The organism is Rhodopila sp. (assembly GCF_035548235.1).
Classification (GTDB): domain Bacteria; phylum Pseudomonadota; class Alphaproteobacteria; order Acetobacterales; family Acetobacteraceae; genus Rhodopila.
Window position 1 is genome coordinate 33,294 of sequence record NZ_DASZTJ010000101.1, and the last position, 16,895, is coordinate 50,188.

13 protein-coding genes are annotated in these 16,895 nt (G+C 68.3%); 8 read left to right on the forward strand and 5 right to left on the reverse strand.

The window, feature by feature from the left end; all coding sequences use genetic code 11:
* Window positions 1–6 precede the first annotated feature (6 nt).
* From VHB27_RS08675 to VHB27_RS08685, 3 genes are read right to left on the reverse strand one after another with little or no spacing between them, the layout of a single operon-like run.
* Complete coding sequence (locus tag VHB27_RS08675) at window positions 7–1,131, reverse strand: enolase C-terminal domain-like protein (protein WP_325599304.1); 1,125 nt, start codon at window positions 1,129–1,131, stop codon at window positions 7–9.
* Window positions 1,128–2,348 carry a multidrug efflux MFS transporter gene (locus tag VHB27_RS08680; RefSeq protein ID WP_325599306.1) on the reverse strand — a complete coding sequence of 407 codons (1,221 nt, stop codon included), beginning with the start codon at window positions 2,346–2,348 and terminating at the stop codon, window positions 1,128–1,130. Before VHB27_RS08680 ends, VHB27_RS08675 begins: the two co-directional genes overlap by 4 nt.
* Window positions 2,345–3,412 (reverse strand): LLM class flavin-dependent oxidoreductase, encoded by a 1,068-nt coding sequence (locus tag VHB27_RS08685; protein WP_325599308.1) that lies wholly within the window; start codon window positions 3,410–3,412, stop codon window positions 2,345–2,347. Before VHB27_RS08685 ends, VHB27_RS08680 begins: the two co-directional genes overlap by 4 nt.
* Before the next feature lie 152 nt (window positions 3,413–3,564).
* On the opposite strand from VHB27_RS08685, the gene VHB27_RS08690 reads away from it, so the two are divergent.
* From VHB27_RS08690 to VHB27_RS08700, 3 genes are all read left to right on the forward strand, one after another.
* A complete protein-coding gene (locus tag VHB27_RS08690) occupies window positions 3,565–4,632 on the forward strand; it encodes a threonine aldolase family protein (RefSeq protein WP_325599310.1) in 1,068 nt (355 codons plus the stop codon).
* Between the two features lie 86 nt (window positions 4,633–4,718).
* On the forward strand, window positions 4,719–6,668 hold the full coding sequence (locus VHB27_RS08695; RefSeq protein ID WP_325599312.1) for a hypothetical protein: 1,950 nt from the start codon (window positions 4,719–4,721) through the stop codon (window positions 6,666–6,668).
* 114 nt (window positions 6,669–6,782) lie between these two features.
* Entirely contained in the window at window positions 6,783–7,973 is a 1,191-nt protein-coding gene (locus tag VHB27_RS08700) for a CaiB/BaiF CoA transferase family protein (RefSeq protein ID WP_325599314.1), read from the forward strand.
* Here the strand turns inward: VHB27_RS08700 and VHB27_RS08705 are convergent.
* Together VHB27_RS08705 and VHB27_RS08710 are read right to left on the reverse strand one after the other, a co-directional pair.
* On the reverse strand, window positions 7,968–11,435 hold the full coding sequence (locus VHB27_RS08705; RefSeq protein ID WP_325599316.1) for an AAA family ATPase: 3,468 nt from the start codon (window positions 11,433–11,435) through the stop codon (window positions 7,968–7,970). The two genes, VHB27_RS08700 and VHB27_RS08705, sit on opposite strands and share 6 nt — an antisense overlap.
* Window positions 11,432–12,679 carry a metallophosphoesterase family protein gene (locus VHB27_RS08710; protein ID WP_325599318.1) on the reverse strand — a complete coding sequence of 416 codons (1,248 nt, stop codon included), beginning with the start codon at window positions 12,677–12,679 and terminating at the stop codon, window positions 11,432–11,434. Before VHB27_RS08710 ends, VHB27_RS08705 begins: the two co-directional genes overlap by 4 nt.
* Window positions 12,680–12,933: 254 nt before the next feature.
* On the opposite strand from VHB27_RS08710, the gene VHB27_RS08715 reads away from it, so the two are divergent.
* The 5 genes from VHB27_RS08715 to VHB27_RS08735 all read left to right on the forward strand — a co-directional run bounded on the left by VHB27_RS08715 (window position 12,934) and on the right by VHB27_RS08735 (window position 16,858).
* The gene (locus VHB27_RS08715; protein WP_325599320.1) at window positions 12,934–13,983 is read left to right on the forward strand and encodes a D-cysteine desulfhydrase family protein; all 1,050 of its coding nucleotides are present in this window, start codon (window positions 12,934–12,936) and stop codon (window positions 13,981–13,983) included.
* A 417-nt stretch (window positions 13,984–14,400) separates the two neighbouring features.
* The gene (locus VHB27_RS08720) at window positions 14,401–14,640 is read left to right on the forward strand and encodes a FitA-like ribbon-helix-helix domain-containing protein (RefSeq protein ID WP_325599322.1); all 240 of its coding nucleotides are present in this window, start codon (window positions 14,401–14,403) and stop codon (window positions 14,638–14,640) included.
* A complete protein-coding gene (locus VHB27_RS08725; RefSeq protein ID WP_325599324.1) occupies window positions 14,637–15,071 on the forward strand; it encodes a type II toxin-antitoxin system VapC family toxin in 435 nt (144 codons plus the stop codon). Before VHB27_RS08720 ends, VHB27_RS08725 begins: the two co-directional genes overlap by 4 nt.
* Window positions 15,072–15,120: 49 nt before the next feature.
* On the forward strand, window positions 15,121–15,966 hold the full coding sequence (gluQRS, locus tag VHB27_RS08730) for a tRNA glutamyl-Q(34) synthetase GluQRS (protein WP_325599326.1): 846 nt from the start codon (window positions 15,121–15,123) through the stop codon (window positions 15,964–15,966).
* A 97-nt stretch (window positions 15,967–16,063) separates the two neighbouring features.
* On the forward strand, window positions 16,064–16,858 hold the full coding sequence (locus VHB27_RS08735) for an enoyl-CoA hydratase-related protein (RefSeq protein ID WP_325599328.1): 795 nt from the start codon (window positions 16,064–16,066) through the stop codon (window positions 16,856–16,858).
* The last annotated feature ends 37 nt before the right edge of the window (window positions 16,859–16,895 follow it).

Below are 16,895 nucleotides of genomic sequence, written 5' to 3' on the forward strand. Positions count from 1 at the left end.
GCGCCGCTACCCCCACGCCTCCACCGTCCACCGGCCCAACCGTTCCGGATCCGGTTCCCCACCCAGCCCCGGTCCGGTCGGCACCGCCACCATCCCATTCCGCACCGGGAACGCCTCCGCCAGCACGTCCTCCTGCAGGTAATAGGTGGACATATAGAACTCGCACCCCAGCGTCAGGTCCGGCACCGCCGCCATCAGGTGCGTCCCGGCCAGGTGCGCCACCCCGGTCTCGAACATGCACCCGCCGTACACGCCGATCCCCGCCGCTCGGGCCACCGCCGCGACCTCCAGCGCCCGTCGCAATCCGCCGCTCTTCATGATCTTCAGGCTGAACAGGTCGGCGATCCGCATCTGCGCCCCGATCAGCGCCTCCCTGGCGTTGAACACGGACTCATCGGCCAGCAAGGGCGTGTCCAGCACGCGGGCGATCTCCGCCATCGCGGCCAGGTCGGCCCGAGGCACCGGCTGTTCGATGAAGGTCGGCCGGAAGACCTCCAGGTCGCGGACCCGTCGCACCGCCTCATACGGCTTCATGCCCTGGTTGTAGTCGATCCGCAGGTCGATCGCGTCGCCATAGAGGCCGCGCAGCGTCTCCAGCCGCATCAAGTCGAACCGATGCTCCGCGAAGCCGGTCTTCATCTTGAACAGCCGCACCCCGTCGGCCCACAGTGCGGCGATCGTTTCCAGGTCGGCGTCGAAATCCGGATTGGCGACCGAGAAGCTCAGCGGGATCACATCCCGGCACCGCCCGCCCAGAAGCTCGGCGACGGGCAGTCCGGCCATCTTCCCGGCGATATCCAGCAGCGCCGTCTCCACCGCCGCCTTCGCTTCCGGGCAGCCCACCACGGTCGCGTCGGCGCGCGCCATGATCTGCTCGATCCGCATCGGATCGGCGCCGATCAGCACCGGGCGCAGATGCCCATGCAGCGCCCCTACCGTGGCCTCCGCGGTGCCGGAGAACGCGGGCCACGGCGACGCCTCGCCCCACCCGGTCAGGCCGCCGGCGGTCGTCAGTTCCAGCAGCACCGTCCGCACCACCGAGACGTCGCCGATCCCGTGCGAATGGGTCGCCCTGGCGGGGATCTGCACGACATGCACGCGCAGCCCGCTGATGGTTTCGGTCCCGATCATTCCGCCAACACCTCCGTTGTCGCCCGCCGGGGCTTGGCGATCCAGCCATACAGCGCCCCGCAGGCCATCAGCACCGACGTCCCCAGGAACACGGCCCGCATCCCGATATGCCCGCCGATGAACCCGCCCAGCAACGGCCCGGTCACCTGCCCCACGTATTGGGACGACGTCGACAGCCCCAGGATCGAGCCGGTACTGCGCTCCGGCACGTTGTGCCGGATCACGGACGCCACGCAGGGCAGCAACCCGCCCAGCGACAGCCCCATCAGGAACCGCAGCCCGATCAACTGCCAGCCGGCGGTAACGAAAGCCTGCGGGATCAGCAGCCCGGCGGCGACCAGCAGGCAGCCGATGATGACCGACCAGTGCCCGATCCGGTCGGCAAGCCGGCCCAGGCGCGACGCCGAGATGATACTGCCCAGCGCCGCCGCCGACATCACGACGCCGGCGACGATGGTGACCTGCGCCGGGTCGGGCACGATGGTCTGGACATAGACCGTGATGATCGGCTCGATCGACATGTTCGCCATCATCAGCATCATGCCCGTGACCAGCATCGCCACCACCGGCCGCTTGTCGGGCACCGACGCCCAGCCGCCGACCTGTTTCTGACCGGCTTTGCGCGATGGCCGCTTCTCTTCCTTGATCAGGAAGGTCGTCGCCAGGAACGTCACGAAGATGATCGCCCCCGCCGCGAAGAACGTCATGCGGATACCGATCAACTGCGGCAGCGCACCGCCGATCAGCGGTCCGGCGAGGTTACCGGCCATGATCCCCATCGACAGCACCCCCAGCGCCCAGGCCGTCCGCACTTTCGGCGTCATGCTGGCGACCAGCGTCATGGAGCCGGAGGAATAGCCGCCCAGCAGTCCCGCCAGCAGCCGGATCGCCACCAGTTGGTACACGTTCTGCGACAATCCGATCAGCGACATCGCCACCGCCATGCCCGCGCTCGCCCGGATCAGCATGAGCTTGCGGCCATAGGCGTCCGCAAGCCGGCCCCACAACGGCGCCGTCAGCGCCGCGGTCAGGAAGGTGGAGCCGTAGGCGATGCCCGACCACTCGGCGATCTCGGCATGGTCGGTGACGCCAAGCTGCTCGACATAGATCGGCAGGAAGGGCAGCAGCAGGGTCATGGCGACGATCGTGGTGAAGGACCCGAACGCGCAGACCCACAGGTTCCGCCGCCAATAGGGCGATCCGGCCTCGTCGCTCATGCCGCGACGGTCTCCTGGGTCGCCAAGGCAGGGATGACCTTGTCGCGGAACAGCGTCAGGCTTCGCGCCGCCTGCTCATACGGCATCGTCCCCAGGCGGAACTGGATGATGACGCCGCCGATGCCGGCCTTGGCCAGCGGGGCGAGTTTCTCGGCGACCGTGGCGGGCGAGCCGTGGACCAGCCCGTTCTCGATCGAGGCGTGCGGGGGCGGCGGCGCGTCGCGGGCCGGCATCGGCAGAATGGAGACCCCCTGCTCTTCGTAGATGCGCTGGCGCATGGCAACGCGGTGTTCGTGCATCTTGATGAAGGCCGGCACGGCGACGCGTTCCGCCTCGGCATCGGTGTCCGCGACGTAGACGTTGCGCCAGACCCAGCATTCGGCGGTACGGGCGGCAACGGTCGCCTCATCCAGGCCGAGGCCGCGCAGCGTCTGCTTGTAGAGCGCCATGCGCGCCAGCGTGGTGGCGTTGTTCTGGACGTTCATCATGAACGGCTTGCCGTGGCCGGCGATCTCCAGCATGCCGTGCTCGCTGGCGGCGGCGCGGATCACGTAAGGGTGGGGCTTGGTGTAGGTGCCCGGCCGCAGTTCAGGCAGGCGGACGCTGAAATGCGGGCCCTTGTGCTGCATGGGCCGGCCTTTCCAGGCCTCGAACATCACCGCCTCGGCTTCCTCGAAGATTTCCTGCGCCTTGGTGTGATCGATGCCATAGCCCTGGTAGTCGTAGATGTTATAGGCGGTGCCGCGGCCCAGCCCGACGATCAGCCGGCCCTTGGACAGATGGTCGATCAGCGCGATCTGCTCCGCGAACCGCACCGGATGGTGCAGCGCCATCTGCGCCACCGCGAAACCGATCTTCGCCTGCTTCGTCGCCACGGCCAGCGCCGCCGCGAAGGCAATCGGATCGACATAGGCGACGATGCCGTCGAAATGATGCTCCGCGAGCCAGATCGCGTCGTAGCCGAGTTCGTCGGTCAGCCTCGCTTCCTGCATCGTCTCGTCGATCACGCGGCCGTCGTCGGCGGCTGTCAGGCTGTCGGGGAACAGGAAGTTGGAGAATTTCATGCCGGTGTCTCTCGCGCTGGTATACCGCCAGCATCCGACGCCGCCGCTTTGCAGGCAACACCCGATCCGGTAGGAACAGGGTTGCCCGGGGGCAGCAGGAACACGCCGCAGGAACGGGCAGCAGGGCCAAGCAGCGGGGACAGGTGCCGACCATGAGCTTTGAACCCAAGCGGGACGATTTCTCGGTCCCCGTCCGGATCGACCTTTATTCCGACACCCACACCAGGCCATCGCGCGCGATGAAGGAAGCGATGCTGGCGGCCGATGTCGGTGACGAGCAGGGCGGGTCCGATCCGACGGTGTGGGCGCTGTGCGACCAGGTGGCGGCGCTGCTGGGGAAAGAGGCGGCGGTGTTCATGCCGTCGGGCACCATGTGCAACCAGGTGGCGCTGGCGACGCATTGCCGCCCCGGCGATGAGGTGCTGGCGCACGAGGACGCGCATATCCAGAACAGCGAGGCCGGCGGCCCCGGCGCCATCGCCGGGGTGATGATCAAGGGACTGCCGGGCGAGCGCGGGATCTTCTCGGCCGAGACGCTGGAGGCGGCCATCACTCCGGTATCGCGGTACGCGCCGCCGCAGACGCTGGTGGAAGTCGAGCAGACCGCCAACAAGGGCGGCGGCGCCTGCTGGACGATCGGGGGGCTGCGCGCCGTCGGCGAAACCGCCCACGCCCACGGGCTGAAGGTCCACATGGACGGCGCACGGGTGCTGAACGCGGCGGTGGCGCTGGGAGTGGCAGCACGCGACGTCACGGCGGATGTCGATACGGTGTGGCTGGACTTCACCAAAGGCCTGGGCGCGCCGCTCGGGGCGGTGCTGGCGGGACCGAAGGACTTCATCGGCCAGGCCTGGCGATGGAAGCAGCGCCTCGGCGGGTCGATGCGCCAAGGGGGCATGAACGCGGCGGCCTGCATCTACGCGCTTCAGCACAATATCGAGCGGCTGGCCGACGATCACGCCAACGCGGCGGCGCTGGCGCGGGGGATGGCACAGATTCCCGGGATCACCGTGGAGACGCCGGAAACCAATCTGGTGTTCTTCGATACCACCGGCACCGGCCTGACGGCGGCGGCGTTCGCGCAGCGATTGCGGCCGCACGGGGTGACGGTGTCGATCTCCGGTCCGTATCGCGGCCGAGCCTGCACGCATCTGGACGTTTCGGCTGCGATGATCGAGGAGGCGCTGGGGATCATGCGGCAGGTGGTGGCGGCGACGTAACGTTCCCTATCATGCACGGAAACGATTTCGATCTCGTGCGTGGGAACAGCCGGCCGCCCCCGCGTGGTGCGTGACGGTGCCGTCCATTGGCTGAGCAACGCTTCTCTCCGGGTCAGTTGATGACGCCGAGCGAAGCGCTCAGGTGCGTGGAAAGCCTGGGCGACTCTCAGGAGTTTGCCCTTGTCCAACAATCCGTCGGCGGCCGAATACCGGCCGGTCTGTTCCACCGTGCAACGGTCCCCGATCCGGAGTCGATGATACGGGGCATCGAGGCCGGCTTCGACGGCATGTTCAGGTCCGGGTTCTATCGCATCCTCCGGACCGAGGGCAGCACGACATATGTCGTCGAATGCCGCGTCTATGGTTTCCGCTTTCACGCGGACATCGCCGAGGCCCCCGACGGCCGCGGAGGATCGGACCGGCTGATCGACCGGCTTCAGGACCTGAAGACGCGCTTCCTTGGCTGGTTGCGGGACGATCGCGCTTTCTTCGTCTATCACAGCACGCTGCCGACCGACCATGAACCCGAGACGGCGTTCCGGCTGCTCTCCGCGATCCGCCGGCATGGCCGGGGGCGTCTGCTGTTTGTCTCGTCCCGATTGCCCCTCCTCAGCCGCGGTGTCGTCGTGGCGGCTGATGGGCTTTTCCTAGCCAGGCCCGCGAGTGAGGGGGCGGATCCGGCTGCCGCAGCGGCCAACTGGGGCACGCTGGTGCGGGCGGCGGTCGAGCTTTCGGCCTCGCCCGGCGTACTCCCCCTGCTCCTGAATCGGCAGCTTGTGGTCGAGCATGTGGTTCTCGACGCCTACGCTCCAATTCCCTTCCCTTTATCGACGAACCGGCCGGGCAGGGAAAACGTCTTCTCGGCGCGAACCTTCAAGGGGCCTTTCGTCAGAGTCGCAACGGCCGGCTGCGGGCCGGCGGACAAGGCGGTCATCGAAACGAAAGACCCGGGCCGGGCGGAAGGCGCGGTCACCCGTGCGGACCGTTTCGAGGAGGCACCTGCCGGTCCCGCGGTTCCTGCCGGACCTGAATTGGCTGCGCCCGCCGTCGCGACCCTGGCCCTGGGCCACGAAGCGCTGGGCTATCTCTACAACAACGGCGGCCTGAACAATCAAAAACTCACCTTGCTCGGTCTGTTCATGGCGGCCAAGGAGCAGGGAAGGCCCATCCGCCTGCCTGATCTCTTCCTGCACTCGCAGGAGACGTATAAAGCGGATGTCGCATCCCGGGCGCGGGGCATGACGCCACCACTCCGGGCGCACGTCGCCCTTGGTCAATTCTACGATCTGGGTGCCATGAGGGCTTTCGCGAAATCGGAAGGCATCGGCCTGGTCGACAGTCCGGCGGACGGGGAGGTGGGCGGGTGGACCTATTTCCACAAGGGTGCCGACGATCTCTACAAGATCGGACCGGCGGGCAGTCCTTTCACACGGGGATTCTTCAATGCCCTCAAGGCCCGTATCGCCCATTCCGATGCTCATCGGGCGATTGCCCGCGGCATGGCCCATCGCGGGATTTCCGTGGTGCTGCAATGCAGGGTCGAACAAGACTGGATGACGCATATCGGCAAAGCCCTTCCGACGTCGCCGCGAACCCCCGATCAAGTGCCCGGCCTGGTGGATATCCTCGGTAAGGTGCGCCGCACCCTGGCGGCTGAGACCCGGCCAGGGGTCTATCTCGTCAACGACGAAGCGGGCCTTCCCATTCCGAAGACCCAGCTTCGACAGGAGATCGCCTCCCGCTTCGGGTTCCAGGTCTATTGGAAGTCCGATTTCGTTCCGGACATCCTAACCCGGTACATCTCTCTGCAATTGTCGATGCTGGACTTTGAAATCGCCGTTGATGCCCCGATCTTTGTCGGCACGACGACGTCGACGTTTTCGAACATGGCGGCGTATGAGCGTTTCGCCCGCACTGGCCGACCGGCCCAACATCGTTACATTTATAACGGTACGGGCGAAAACCTTGAAATACGCATAGATAACGGGGTTTCATCAGGCCCCGTCGGAGCGACTCGGGGAAGCTGGGCATCGTGACGCGCGCCGGTCATCTCCGGCCCCCCTGACCATGCTCCCGATCCGCGGATCATCCGTATTGCCATCTTCCCCGCACACGGCAATCTTCCGCCAATGTACCAGGAGGAAGCCGCCGTGTCTCAATCCACCCCCACCGGCCCGCTCACCGGCGTTCGGGTCATCGACATCACGACGGTCGTCCTCGGCCCGTTCTGCACCCAGACCCTCGGCGACATGGGCGCCGACGTCATCAAGGTCGAAACGCTGCAGGGAGATTCCACCCGCGACATCGGCCCCGGCCGCACCCCGCGCATGGGTGCCTATTTCGCCAATCTCAACCGCAACAAACGCAGCCTCGTCCTCGACCTGAAGAAGCCTGCCGCCCATCAGGCCCTGCTGCGCCTTGTCGAGACCGCCGACGTCTTCGTCCACAACATGCGCCTCGGCGCCGCCGACCGGCTTGGCCTCGGTTACAAGACGCTCGCCGCCCGCAATCCGAAATTGATTTACGCCGCCGCCAGCGGTTTCCGCAAAGGCAGCTCGCTTCAGGAAGCGCCCGCCTATGACGACCTGATCCAGGGCGTCTCCGGCGTCGCGGCGCTGAACGCCGGCCCGGACGGGACACCCCGCTACTTCCCGTCCGTCCTGGTCGACAAGCTGACCGGCGCGCAACTCGCCTCCATGATCGGCATGGCGCTGTTCGCGCGCGAGCGCACCGGACAGGGCCAGGAAATCCATTTGCCGATGATGGAGACCATCCTCTCCTTCATGCTGGTCGAGCACCTCTGGGCAGGCACCCTCGGCGAACCGGAAAAGGGCCTGGGCTACCCCCGCATGCTGACCCCGAACCGCCGCCCCTATGCCACCAAGGACGGTTATATCAGCGTCATCGCCCATAGCGACCAGCAATGGCGCAAGCTGTTCGAGGCGATGGGCAAGCCCGACCTCATCGACGATCCCCGCTTCGCCACCCTCGCCGCCCGGTCGGTTCACATCGACGCCGTCTATGCCACGCTGACCGAGGGCATGACGCTTCGCACCACCGCCGAATGGCTGCCCATCCTGCGCGAAGCCGACATCCCGTGCGGCCGGGCGAACAGCCTGCAAGACCTGTTCGCCGACGATTACCTGAAGGAAACGAATTATTTCGAGCGGCACCGGCATCCCCAGGAAGGCGACGTCACCATCCCCGCCATCCCGGCCCGCTTCTCGCACACGCCGGCCAACATCCACCGCCCGTGGCCCACGCTCGGTCAGCACACGCGGGAAATCCTGGCCGAAGCCGGCTACGGCGATGCCGAGATCGACGCGATCACCATGTCATGATGACACCGGAACAGGCGTGCCCATGCGATGCACCGATGCCAGGCCTGGCTCCGCCATCGCCGCGATATGGTCGTGGTGGGTGAACAAAATCACCTGCGTCACCCGCGAAAAATCGCCCAAGACCCGCAACGCGGCCCGCGCTCTGTTATCGTCGAAATTGACCAGCAGGTCGTCGCCGATGAAAGGCAGCGGCTCCGTCGCCTGCGCTTCGGTCTCGATCGCCGCCAGGCGCAGCGCAAGGTAGAGCTGGTCCAGCGTACCCTCGCTCAACGCATGCGCCTGGCAACCGATCCCGTCCGGCCGGCGCGCGACGACGAAGGGCTTGCCGTCCTCGCCCTCGTCAACCTCCAGCCGATCGTACCGTCCCTCGGTCAGCCGCGCGAACATCTGACCGGCACGCGCCAGCAAAGGTCCCTGCTGCTCGCGGCGGAACCGTTCGATCCCGGCACGCAACAACACCTGCGCCATGCGCAGCCGGGGATAGCGGACCACCACGTCGTCGATATCCGCCAGCGCCGTTTCCATCGCCTGCGCCGAGGCAGCGGCATCATGCCCCTGCTCCATCGCCGCGATGTTGCCGCGGATGCGCAGCAACGCCTCCAGGTCCGCCTTGCCGGTCGCGTCCAAGGCCGCAATCTCGGTTTCGATACCGACGATACGAGCCTGGATGGAGTCGAAATCGACACCTTCGGCCTCGCCCGCCAGCTCGGCCAGCGTCTTGCCGTCGTCCTGCTTGCGCAGGTCCGCTTCGGCCTGCCGGATCGAATCGCGCACGGCCCGCAGCGCGCCGGCACGTTCGATCGCCGCGCACAGCCCGTCCTCATCGTCGACGCCGGCGCGCGCGCACAGCGCCGCCACGACGGCAGCGGCGGCGTCTTGTCCTTGCGCCAGCCGATCGGTCTCGGCCCGCGCCTTCCCGCTTTCCTGCACCAGCCGCGTCCGGGTGTCGTGGACGCGCCGAGCGGCGTCCAACCGGTCCGCCAATGCGCGGACGGCATCCAGCGGCGCTTCGCCTGCCAGGTCCCCGGCAACCCGCGCGATGACGGCCGCGGTGTCCGTGGCATAGCGGTCGATGGCGGCGGCGATCTGCGCAATCCGGTCACGCGCCGCCTGCCGGTCACGCGCCGCGTCGTCGATCCGCTGCCACAGCCGCAGCGCTACGCGCGCCATGGACGCCGGCGTGTCCGGCGGCAAGGCCAGCGCCGTCGCGCCCCAGTCCGCGCGGACGTCCGCCAGCTCCGCCTCCACCCTGGACGCCGTGGCCTGGGCCCTGCGGAGATCGGTTTCCGCACGCTCGACCTCGGCCCGCGCAGCCTCTCGCGCCGCAACCTCCGCCTCCAGCGCCTTGCACCGGGCATCAGCGGCCTTCAAGCGTGCGGCGACCGTGGGGGCATCGGACGCGGCCGCCAGGGCATCCAGGGCAAGGCCATGGCGAACCAGCAGGGCATCGTGGTCGCGTGCGGCAGCCAGGGCGGCATGGTGCAAAGTCAGCACCGCGTCACGACGGGTCAGCCACTCCTTCATGGCTGCCGGCTCCGCGGGCTCGACGGCTGTGTCCCGCCACAGCGCCAGCCAGGCCGCCTCGGCTTCCGCCAAACGGTCCGCGGCCTCCCCCCGCAGCTTCGCCTCGGCCACCCGCAGCGCCTGCAGTTCGGTTTGGCGACGTTGCCGCTGTTCCGCGGCGACCACCCGCTCCTGCTCCTGCGCGCGCCGGTCGGCCAGTGCGTCGGCGGCACGGACCAGCGCCTCGAACCCGGCGGCGCTGTCCGGTCCCAGGATCTCGCGTTCGCCGTCGGTGATCGGCGTCCCGCCCTCCAGATTCACGCGGCGGATCAGCGCCCAGGCTTGGTCGCGCCGCTGCCTGGCAGCCCGGATGGCGGCGACGGTCGGCAGCTCGCCGCTGGCCCGCGCCTCGGCCGCCAGTCGCACCAGTTCCTGGTCGAGCCGCCCCAGTTCCGCATCCCGGTCCCGCAGCGCCGCACGGCAGCGGTCCAGCGCCACCGCCATACGGTCGATCTCGGCGGCCAGCGGCACGCGCATCGCGGCCAGCGTGCCGGCGTCCCCGGTCCATAAGGGCAGGCCCGCCAGGACCCGGTCCCGATCCGCCCGCGCCGCCGCCAGTCGATGCTCCGCCTCGGCCAGCGCCGCGTCGAGGCGGCCTTCCTCCCGCACCCGCTCGATCGCGCCGCGCAGCGCGGTTGGGGCCGCAACGTCGGGCAGAGCCTCGAAGCGGGTCCGGGCGGCCCGGTGCTTGTCCTCGGTCTCCGCCACCCGGTCGGCGGTGGCTTGGCGGCGATCGAGCAGCTTGTCATGCGCGGCGACGGCCTGGACCACCTGTTCGCGCACCAGGGAGGAGGGGCGCATCGCCGCCAGGGCATCGGCATCGCGCGTGAGGCCGAGCTCCGCACCCTCCGCTTCCATCGTGGCGGCATGCTGCGCGGCGGCCAAGGCCAAGGCCTCGCGGTCGTTCATGGCCGCGGCGATCCGTTCCCAGCTCTTGGCCAGCGCATCGATCGCCTCGGCCGCGCCCAGCACCGGATCGGGTGGCGGCAGCGCCGCCAGCGCCTCGTCGCGTTCCGCCGCCTGTCGGCGGAGGCGCTCCAGGTCGCGGGTGGCCTCGTCGCGCGCGGCGATGGCGGCGGCAAAGCGCCGCGCCGCGTCTTCGGGCAAGTCAGGCGCGGGGCCCAGTGCCGCGCACCGAGCCGTCAGTTCGGCCAGGCGCAGGCGGAGGGGCGTGGTGCGGCGCGTCCGGTCCAGCCGGGTGCGTTCGGCATGCAGCGCCGCCAGCCGCACGGCGTTGTCGCGCTGCGCCTGTTCCAGCCGGTCGCGTTCGGCGGCGGCGGCCTTGAACGCCTCCGGGTCGACGCGGCGTTCGTTGGCCTCCTTCCGCGCCTCCTGGAAGTGGCCCAAGGCATCATGAAAGGCGCGGTTGCCCTTGCGGTCGCCGTAGAGGCGGCCCGCCTCGACGTCCAGGCGGTCGGCCAGGCGGCGGAAATCATGCATGCCGGTATAGGCGCCCATGATCGCCGACCCGGCATCGCCCTTCCCTTCCAGGATCGCCAAGCCGCCGGCGCGCAGGGCGGCGCCGTCCAGGCCGAAGACGCCGTCGAACCGTTCCCGGGTCGCGCCGCCCAGAAACGCCGCGATCGCGGCTTCCGCCACCGGGTTGTCGTCAGCGTCCGACAGGTCGTCCTTGCGCCCTTTGCGGCGGAAGAACGTGGCGCGGCGACCGTCGCGCGCCTGAAGCTCGACGCCGATCCGCAACTCGCGCGTCGCATGCAGGAAGTCATACGGCGTCCGGTGCGGGAAGCGGAACAGGGCGTCGCCGATGGCGGACAACGCCGTTGACTTCCCCGCCTCGTTCAAGCCGAGCACGATGTGCAGGCCCGGCGCGTCGGGGAAGGCGATCTCCTGGTCCGCCAGATGGCCGTATCGGGCCAGGACCAGACGGCGCAGCCTCATATCGCCCCCTTGGTCGCGTCCTCGGCCAGGCGCGTCTCGATGACGGCCCAGGCGTCCCCGGCCAGTGCGCGGAGTTGGTCCGCGTCGAGCGGCGGACGGGCGCGGTTGCGGTCGGCGGCGGGGACGAGGCCATCGAGGGCGGCGAACTCCGCGAGCAGCCTGCGGGCGATGTCGGGATCGTCCAGCGCGTCCAGGAAGGTACGGCGCAGCACGGCCAGATCGTCGTCCTGGTATGCGAGGCGTGGCGGCGGTGTGGTGCGCAGGCGCAGCTTCTCCACATGCAGCATGCCGGAGATCCCGGCCGCCGCCGCCCGGGTCTCCGCATCGATGGCGTGCGGATCGGCGGCGAGCGCGCCGTGGCAGGCGGTGGCGCCGGTCAGGGTCACGCGGACGATCAGCGGGCGGCCGTCGGCCTGGCGCGTCGCGGCCTCCAACTCGAAGCGGAGCTTCGCCGCGACCTCGGCCATCGTTTCGGTATCGGTCAAGTCGACGTCGACGGCGGCCCAGCGCAGCACGTCCAGGTCGCGATGCTCCACGCCGACGATCGCGCCGTCGCGGACCGTCACCAGCGTTGCACCCTTGCCGCCCGGTTCGTGGGCGTGGCGGCCCTGGAGGTTGCCGGGGAAGACGATCCACGGCTCGCCCGGATGCAATGTGGCACGCTGGTGGATGTGGCCCAGCGCCCAATAGTCGTAGCCTTTGGCGATCAGCCCCTCGATCCGGCAGGGCGCGTAGGTGTCGTGCTCGCCGGCGGGGTCCTCGGCCGAGGTGTGCAGCAGGCCGATGTTGAGACAGTCGGGGACGCGGTCGGGATAGGCGACGGACAGGTCCTCGGGCACCGTCCGGTCGGGGAAGGACCGGCCATGCAGGGCGACGCGGTGTTCCGGCAGGTGGATCGTCTGCGCGGCGCGGGAGGAAAATTCCCGCACGTTGTCCGGCAGCGTCAGGTTCCGCGTGATCAGCGACCTGGCGTCGTGGTTGCCGCGGATCAGGAAGCACGGACGGGCGAGGCGGTGCATCTCCCGGATGAAGAACAGGCCGGTGCTGTAGTCGCGCCAGTCACCGTCATACAGGTCGCCGGCGATGATGAGGAAGGCGACGTCCTCGGCGATCGCGAGGTCGATCAGGTTGCTGAACGCGCGGCGGGTGCAGTGGCGGGTGATGTCCCCCGGGATGCGGTCGTTGCTGGCCAGCCCTTTCAACGGGCTATCCAGGTGGATGTCGGCCGCGTGGAGGAATTTCATGGCGGAAGGTTAGCGTGGGAGCTGGAGTCTCGGCCAGCGTGGTCGTCGCTGGGCAGGGTCCCAGATTGAATTTGCGGCACGGGTAGTTTTGCGGCCATCTGCGTAAAGCTCGGCGTTGCCTGAAGCGGACATTCGTTCGTGGCTGTCTTAGACCGAGAGTAGCACGCCGGGTTGGAAGGGGGCTTGCCCGAAAGGCAGACTCAGCCATCGCCGGAACGAGTAAGGTGCGGCATCAGTCGCAGGTGGAATGAACCATGACCGAATTGCCATCCGCCATCAGCACGTTTCCTCGTGTGCGATTGGCGCACCTGCCAACGCCAATGGAGCCGATGCCACGGCTGGGAGAGATCCTGGGACTCAGGTCCCTTTGGGTAAAACGTGACGATTGCACAGGGTTGGGCGTCGGGGGCAACAAAGTCCGCAAGCTGGAGTTCGATCTGGCAGCCGCCTTGGCGGAAGACGCGGACTGCGTCGTGTGTGGCGGCGTCGTGCAATCGAATACGGCGCGCCAGGTTGCGGCAGCCTGCGCAAAGCTTGGCATCGAATGCCATCTCGGAATCATGCGCGGCCGCTTGGCGCGGACCGAACCCGGCTACGATGAAACGGGCAACCTGTTGCTGAACCGATTGTTCGGCGCGGTCATCCATGACATCCCGTGGGATGAGGATCGCAATCGGCGGCTGCGCGAGATCGCCGAAGCGTTGAAGGCGGCAGGCCGGCGGCCTTACCTCGTTCCGTACGGCGCTTCGGACGCGCGTGGCGCCATGGGCTACGTGGTCGCGGCGCAAGAGATAGTCCGCGATCTGCCCGATGTTGCGTGGATCGTCCACGCCAGCGGTAGCGCAGGCACACAGGCTGGACTGCTTGCGGGCTTGTTGGCCCTCAAGCATTCCGCCCGCGTTATCGGCGTCGATGTAGACGCACAGCCAGAGCGCGTCAGAGCCGATGTCTGCCGGACCGGTCGTGAGGTGGCAGCGCTGCTAGGGATCGAGCAGCGTTGGCACGACGAACATGTCGAAATCGCCGCGGGGTGGAGTGCGGGAGCCTATGGCGTCGCCGACACCACGACGGAGGAAGCAATCCGGGTCGCAGCACGCACCGAGGCGTTGGCGCTCGATCCCGTCTATGCGGGCAAGGGCATGGCCGGACTGATCGGGCTCGCACGCCGGCACCGCTTCGCCGCGCATGATGTCGTCGTCTGGATCCATACGGGCGGTTTGCCCGGCATGTTTGCCTATCCCGAGACGATGGCACGGTTGTCAACTCCGGGGCTGGACGAATCCGTTGGCCGGCCAAGCCTCTGACTAAACGCGCGCAAGATATTTGCTGCTGAGATTCTCAGCCCTGCGATGGCCGGCAGTCGTCAGCGTGGCTGCGGCGACCGGCCCGGGTCGGGAGCCGATATTCAACCCGAGACACCACCCGTCCCTGATGACGCTGACGTCCAGCCCCTCCAACGCCATGCTCTTGGATCGGCGCCACTGCGATGACCGAAGACCGTGAGCTTGGCGACGCCGACCCTGTCCCGAAGACAATCGTCGGTTTGCCCATGCAAAACGTCTAGACGAGCACACGGGGATCCATCCCGATCGCCTACAATACGAGGTCCTGCCAGTACCTCCCACGTACGGGCTGACGGTCGCGGCAGCAGGACGGCCTCTGATCTTGAAAGCAATGCTATCATTGCTTAATCTGCGATCGATATCGGCAATGGACGCTTTATGGCAAGCATTACGATCCGCAACCTGGACGAAGGGCTGAAACGCCGCCTGCGCGTGCGCGCCGCTGAACACGGCCGATCCATGGAAGAGGAGGTTCGGGACATCCTGCGCCAGGCGGTCGGTGTCACGGCGCCCAGGAATCTCGGCCAGACGATCCATGCCCGCTTCGCCACCGTTGGTGGTGTCGACTTGGAAGTTCCTACACGCGGACCGATGCGCGAACCTCCGTCCTTCTCGTGATCCTGATCGACACGAACGTGATTTCAGAACTGATGCGGCCGGAGCCTGCCCAGGCGGTCCTGGACTGGTTCGCGCGACACGAGCCGGCCGAGCTGTTCTTCAGTGCGATGGGCGAAGCCGAACTGCGAACGGGGGTGGCGATCCTTCCAGCCGGCAGGCGCCGCGACCGGTTGGCCGCAAGCATTGATTTCATGATCGACCAGGACTTCGATGGCCGCGTCCTGCCCTTCGACAGCGCCGCAGCCAAGGCCTATGCGGCGATCGCGGCAAGCCGGCGGGCCGCCGGCCGCCCAATCGCGGAAGTCGATTGCCAGATCGCGGCGATCGCTCGCGTCCGGGGTGCCGCCCTGGCGACCCGGAACGTCAGGGATTTCAACAACTGCGGCATCGAGATCGTCAACCCGTGGAAGGGCGCACGTCCGGCCCGCTGACAAACGGGCACCGATGCCGCATGGTCCGCCCCCCACCTGGTCAACCCCCATGCCGCCCACCACCCGTTTCGCCCCCAGCCCCACCGGCTATCTGCATCTCGGCCATGCCTTCTCCGCCTGGTGCGGCTGGCATCGCGCGCGCTGCGCGGGCGGACGGTTCCTGCTGCGGCTGGAAGACATCGACCCCGGCCGCTGCCACCCCGAATACGCTGCCGCCATCCTGGAGGACCTCGCCTGGCTTGGCCTCGATTGGGACGGCCCGGTCCGCATCCAGTCGCAGCACCTGCCGGACTACCGGGCCGCCCTCGACCGCCTGTCCGGCATGGGGCTGCTCTACCCCTGCTTCTGCACACGGGCCGATATCCAGCGGGAAGTCGCGGCCTCGGCCGCCGCACCGCATGGGCCGGACGGCGCGCCGCTGTATCCCGGCACCTGCCGCCGCCTGTCCGAAGCCGAACGGCAGGACCGCGTCGCGGCCGGAGAGCCGCATGCTCTGCGCCTGGACATGAACGCTGCCCTGAAGGCATCCCCACGATCGGAGCTGACTTACCAGGAGGAAGGCCAAGGCCGCCTGCCCTGCCATCCCGAACGGTTCGGCGACGTCGTGCTGGCACGGAAGGACGCGCCGGCCAGCTATCACCTCTGCGTCACCCATGACGATGCGCTGCAAGGCGTCACGCTGGTCACCCGGGGCGTCGACCTCCAGCCCGCCACGGACCTGCACCGGCTGTTGCAGACGCTGATGGACTGGCCGGAGCCGGCCTATGCGCATCATCACCTGCTGACCGACGACACCGGCCGCCGCCTCGCCAAGCGCGACCGAGCGGCGACGCTGCGCGCGATGCGGGATGCGGGCGCGGCGCCCCGGGACATCCTGGAGCGGTTCGCCGCGTGACTCCCCGCGTTGCCCCCGCGTTGATTCCCCCTTGGCCCCTTGCCATCCCTCGCCAGTGCGGCACTGTGGGGCGGCAATGCCTGACCGGAAGACCGCCATGACCGACTCACCCGTCCTGCTCTCCATCGACGCCCGCGGCGTCGCCACCGTCACGCTGAACCGACCTGACGTCGGGAATGCCTATAACGCCGCGCTGCTGGATGGGGTGATCGACGGCCTGACCCGCCTCGCCCCCGATCCCGCGATCCGCGCGCTGGTGATCCGCGGCGCGGGCAAGCATTTCCAGGCCGGCGCCGACATACGCTGGCTGAACGAGGTCGCGGCCTATCCGCCGGCCGAGAACTACGCTGCCTCGGTGGCCACCACGCGCGCGATGCAGTTGCTGAACGAGTTTCCGAAGCCGACCATCGCGATGGTGCATGGCGCCTGCTTCGGCGGCGGCGTCGGCATCGTTTGCTGCGTCGACGTCGCCTTCGCTACGCCGGACTCGCAGTTCGGCATCACCGAGATCCGCGTCGGCGTCGCGCCCACGCCGATCTCCACCCACATGGTCAATGCGATCGGCCTGCGCCACACCCGTCGCTACGCCCTGACCGGCGAACGCTTCGACGCCGCGGAAGCCCAACGCATCGGGCTGGTCCACGAAGTCGTCCTGGCCGAGGCGATGGAAGCGAAGCTGGAATCGGTCCTGGACGCGGTCTTCCTGGGCGGCCCCACGGCCATCGCGATGACCAAGCGCAGCTTCCTCGGCGCCAACGGGCTGCTGCTGGACGAGCGCCAGGTATCGATGCTGTCGCACGAGGGCTGGACCCAGCGGCACTCGCCCGAAGGACGGGAGGGCACCAGCGCATTCAAGGACAAACGCAAGCCGTCCTGGTACAAGCCGGCTTGAGACGCGTCACCGCATCGTGAAGCGTTGGTCCCGCGAT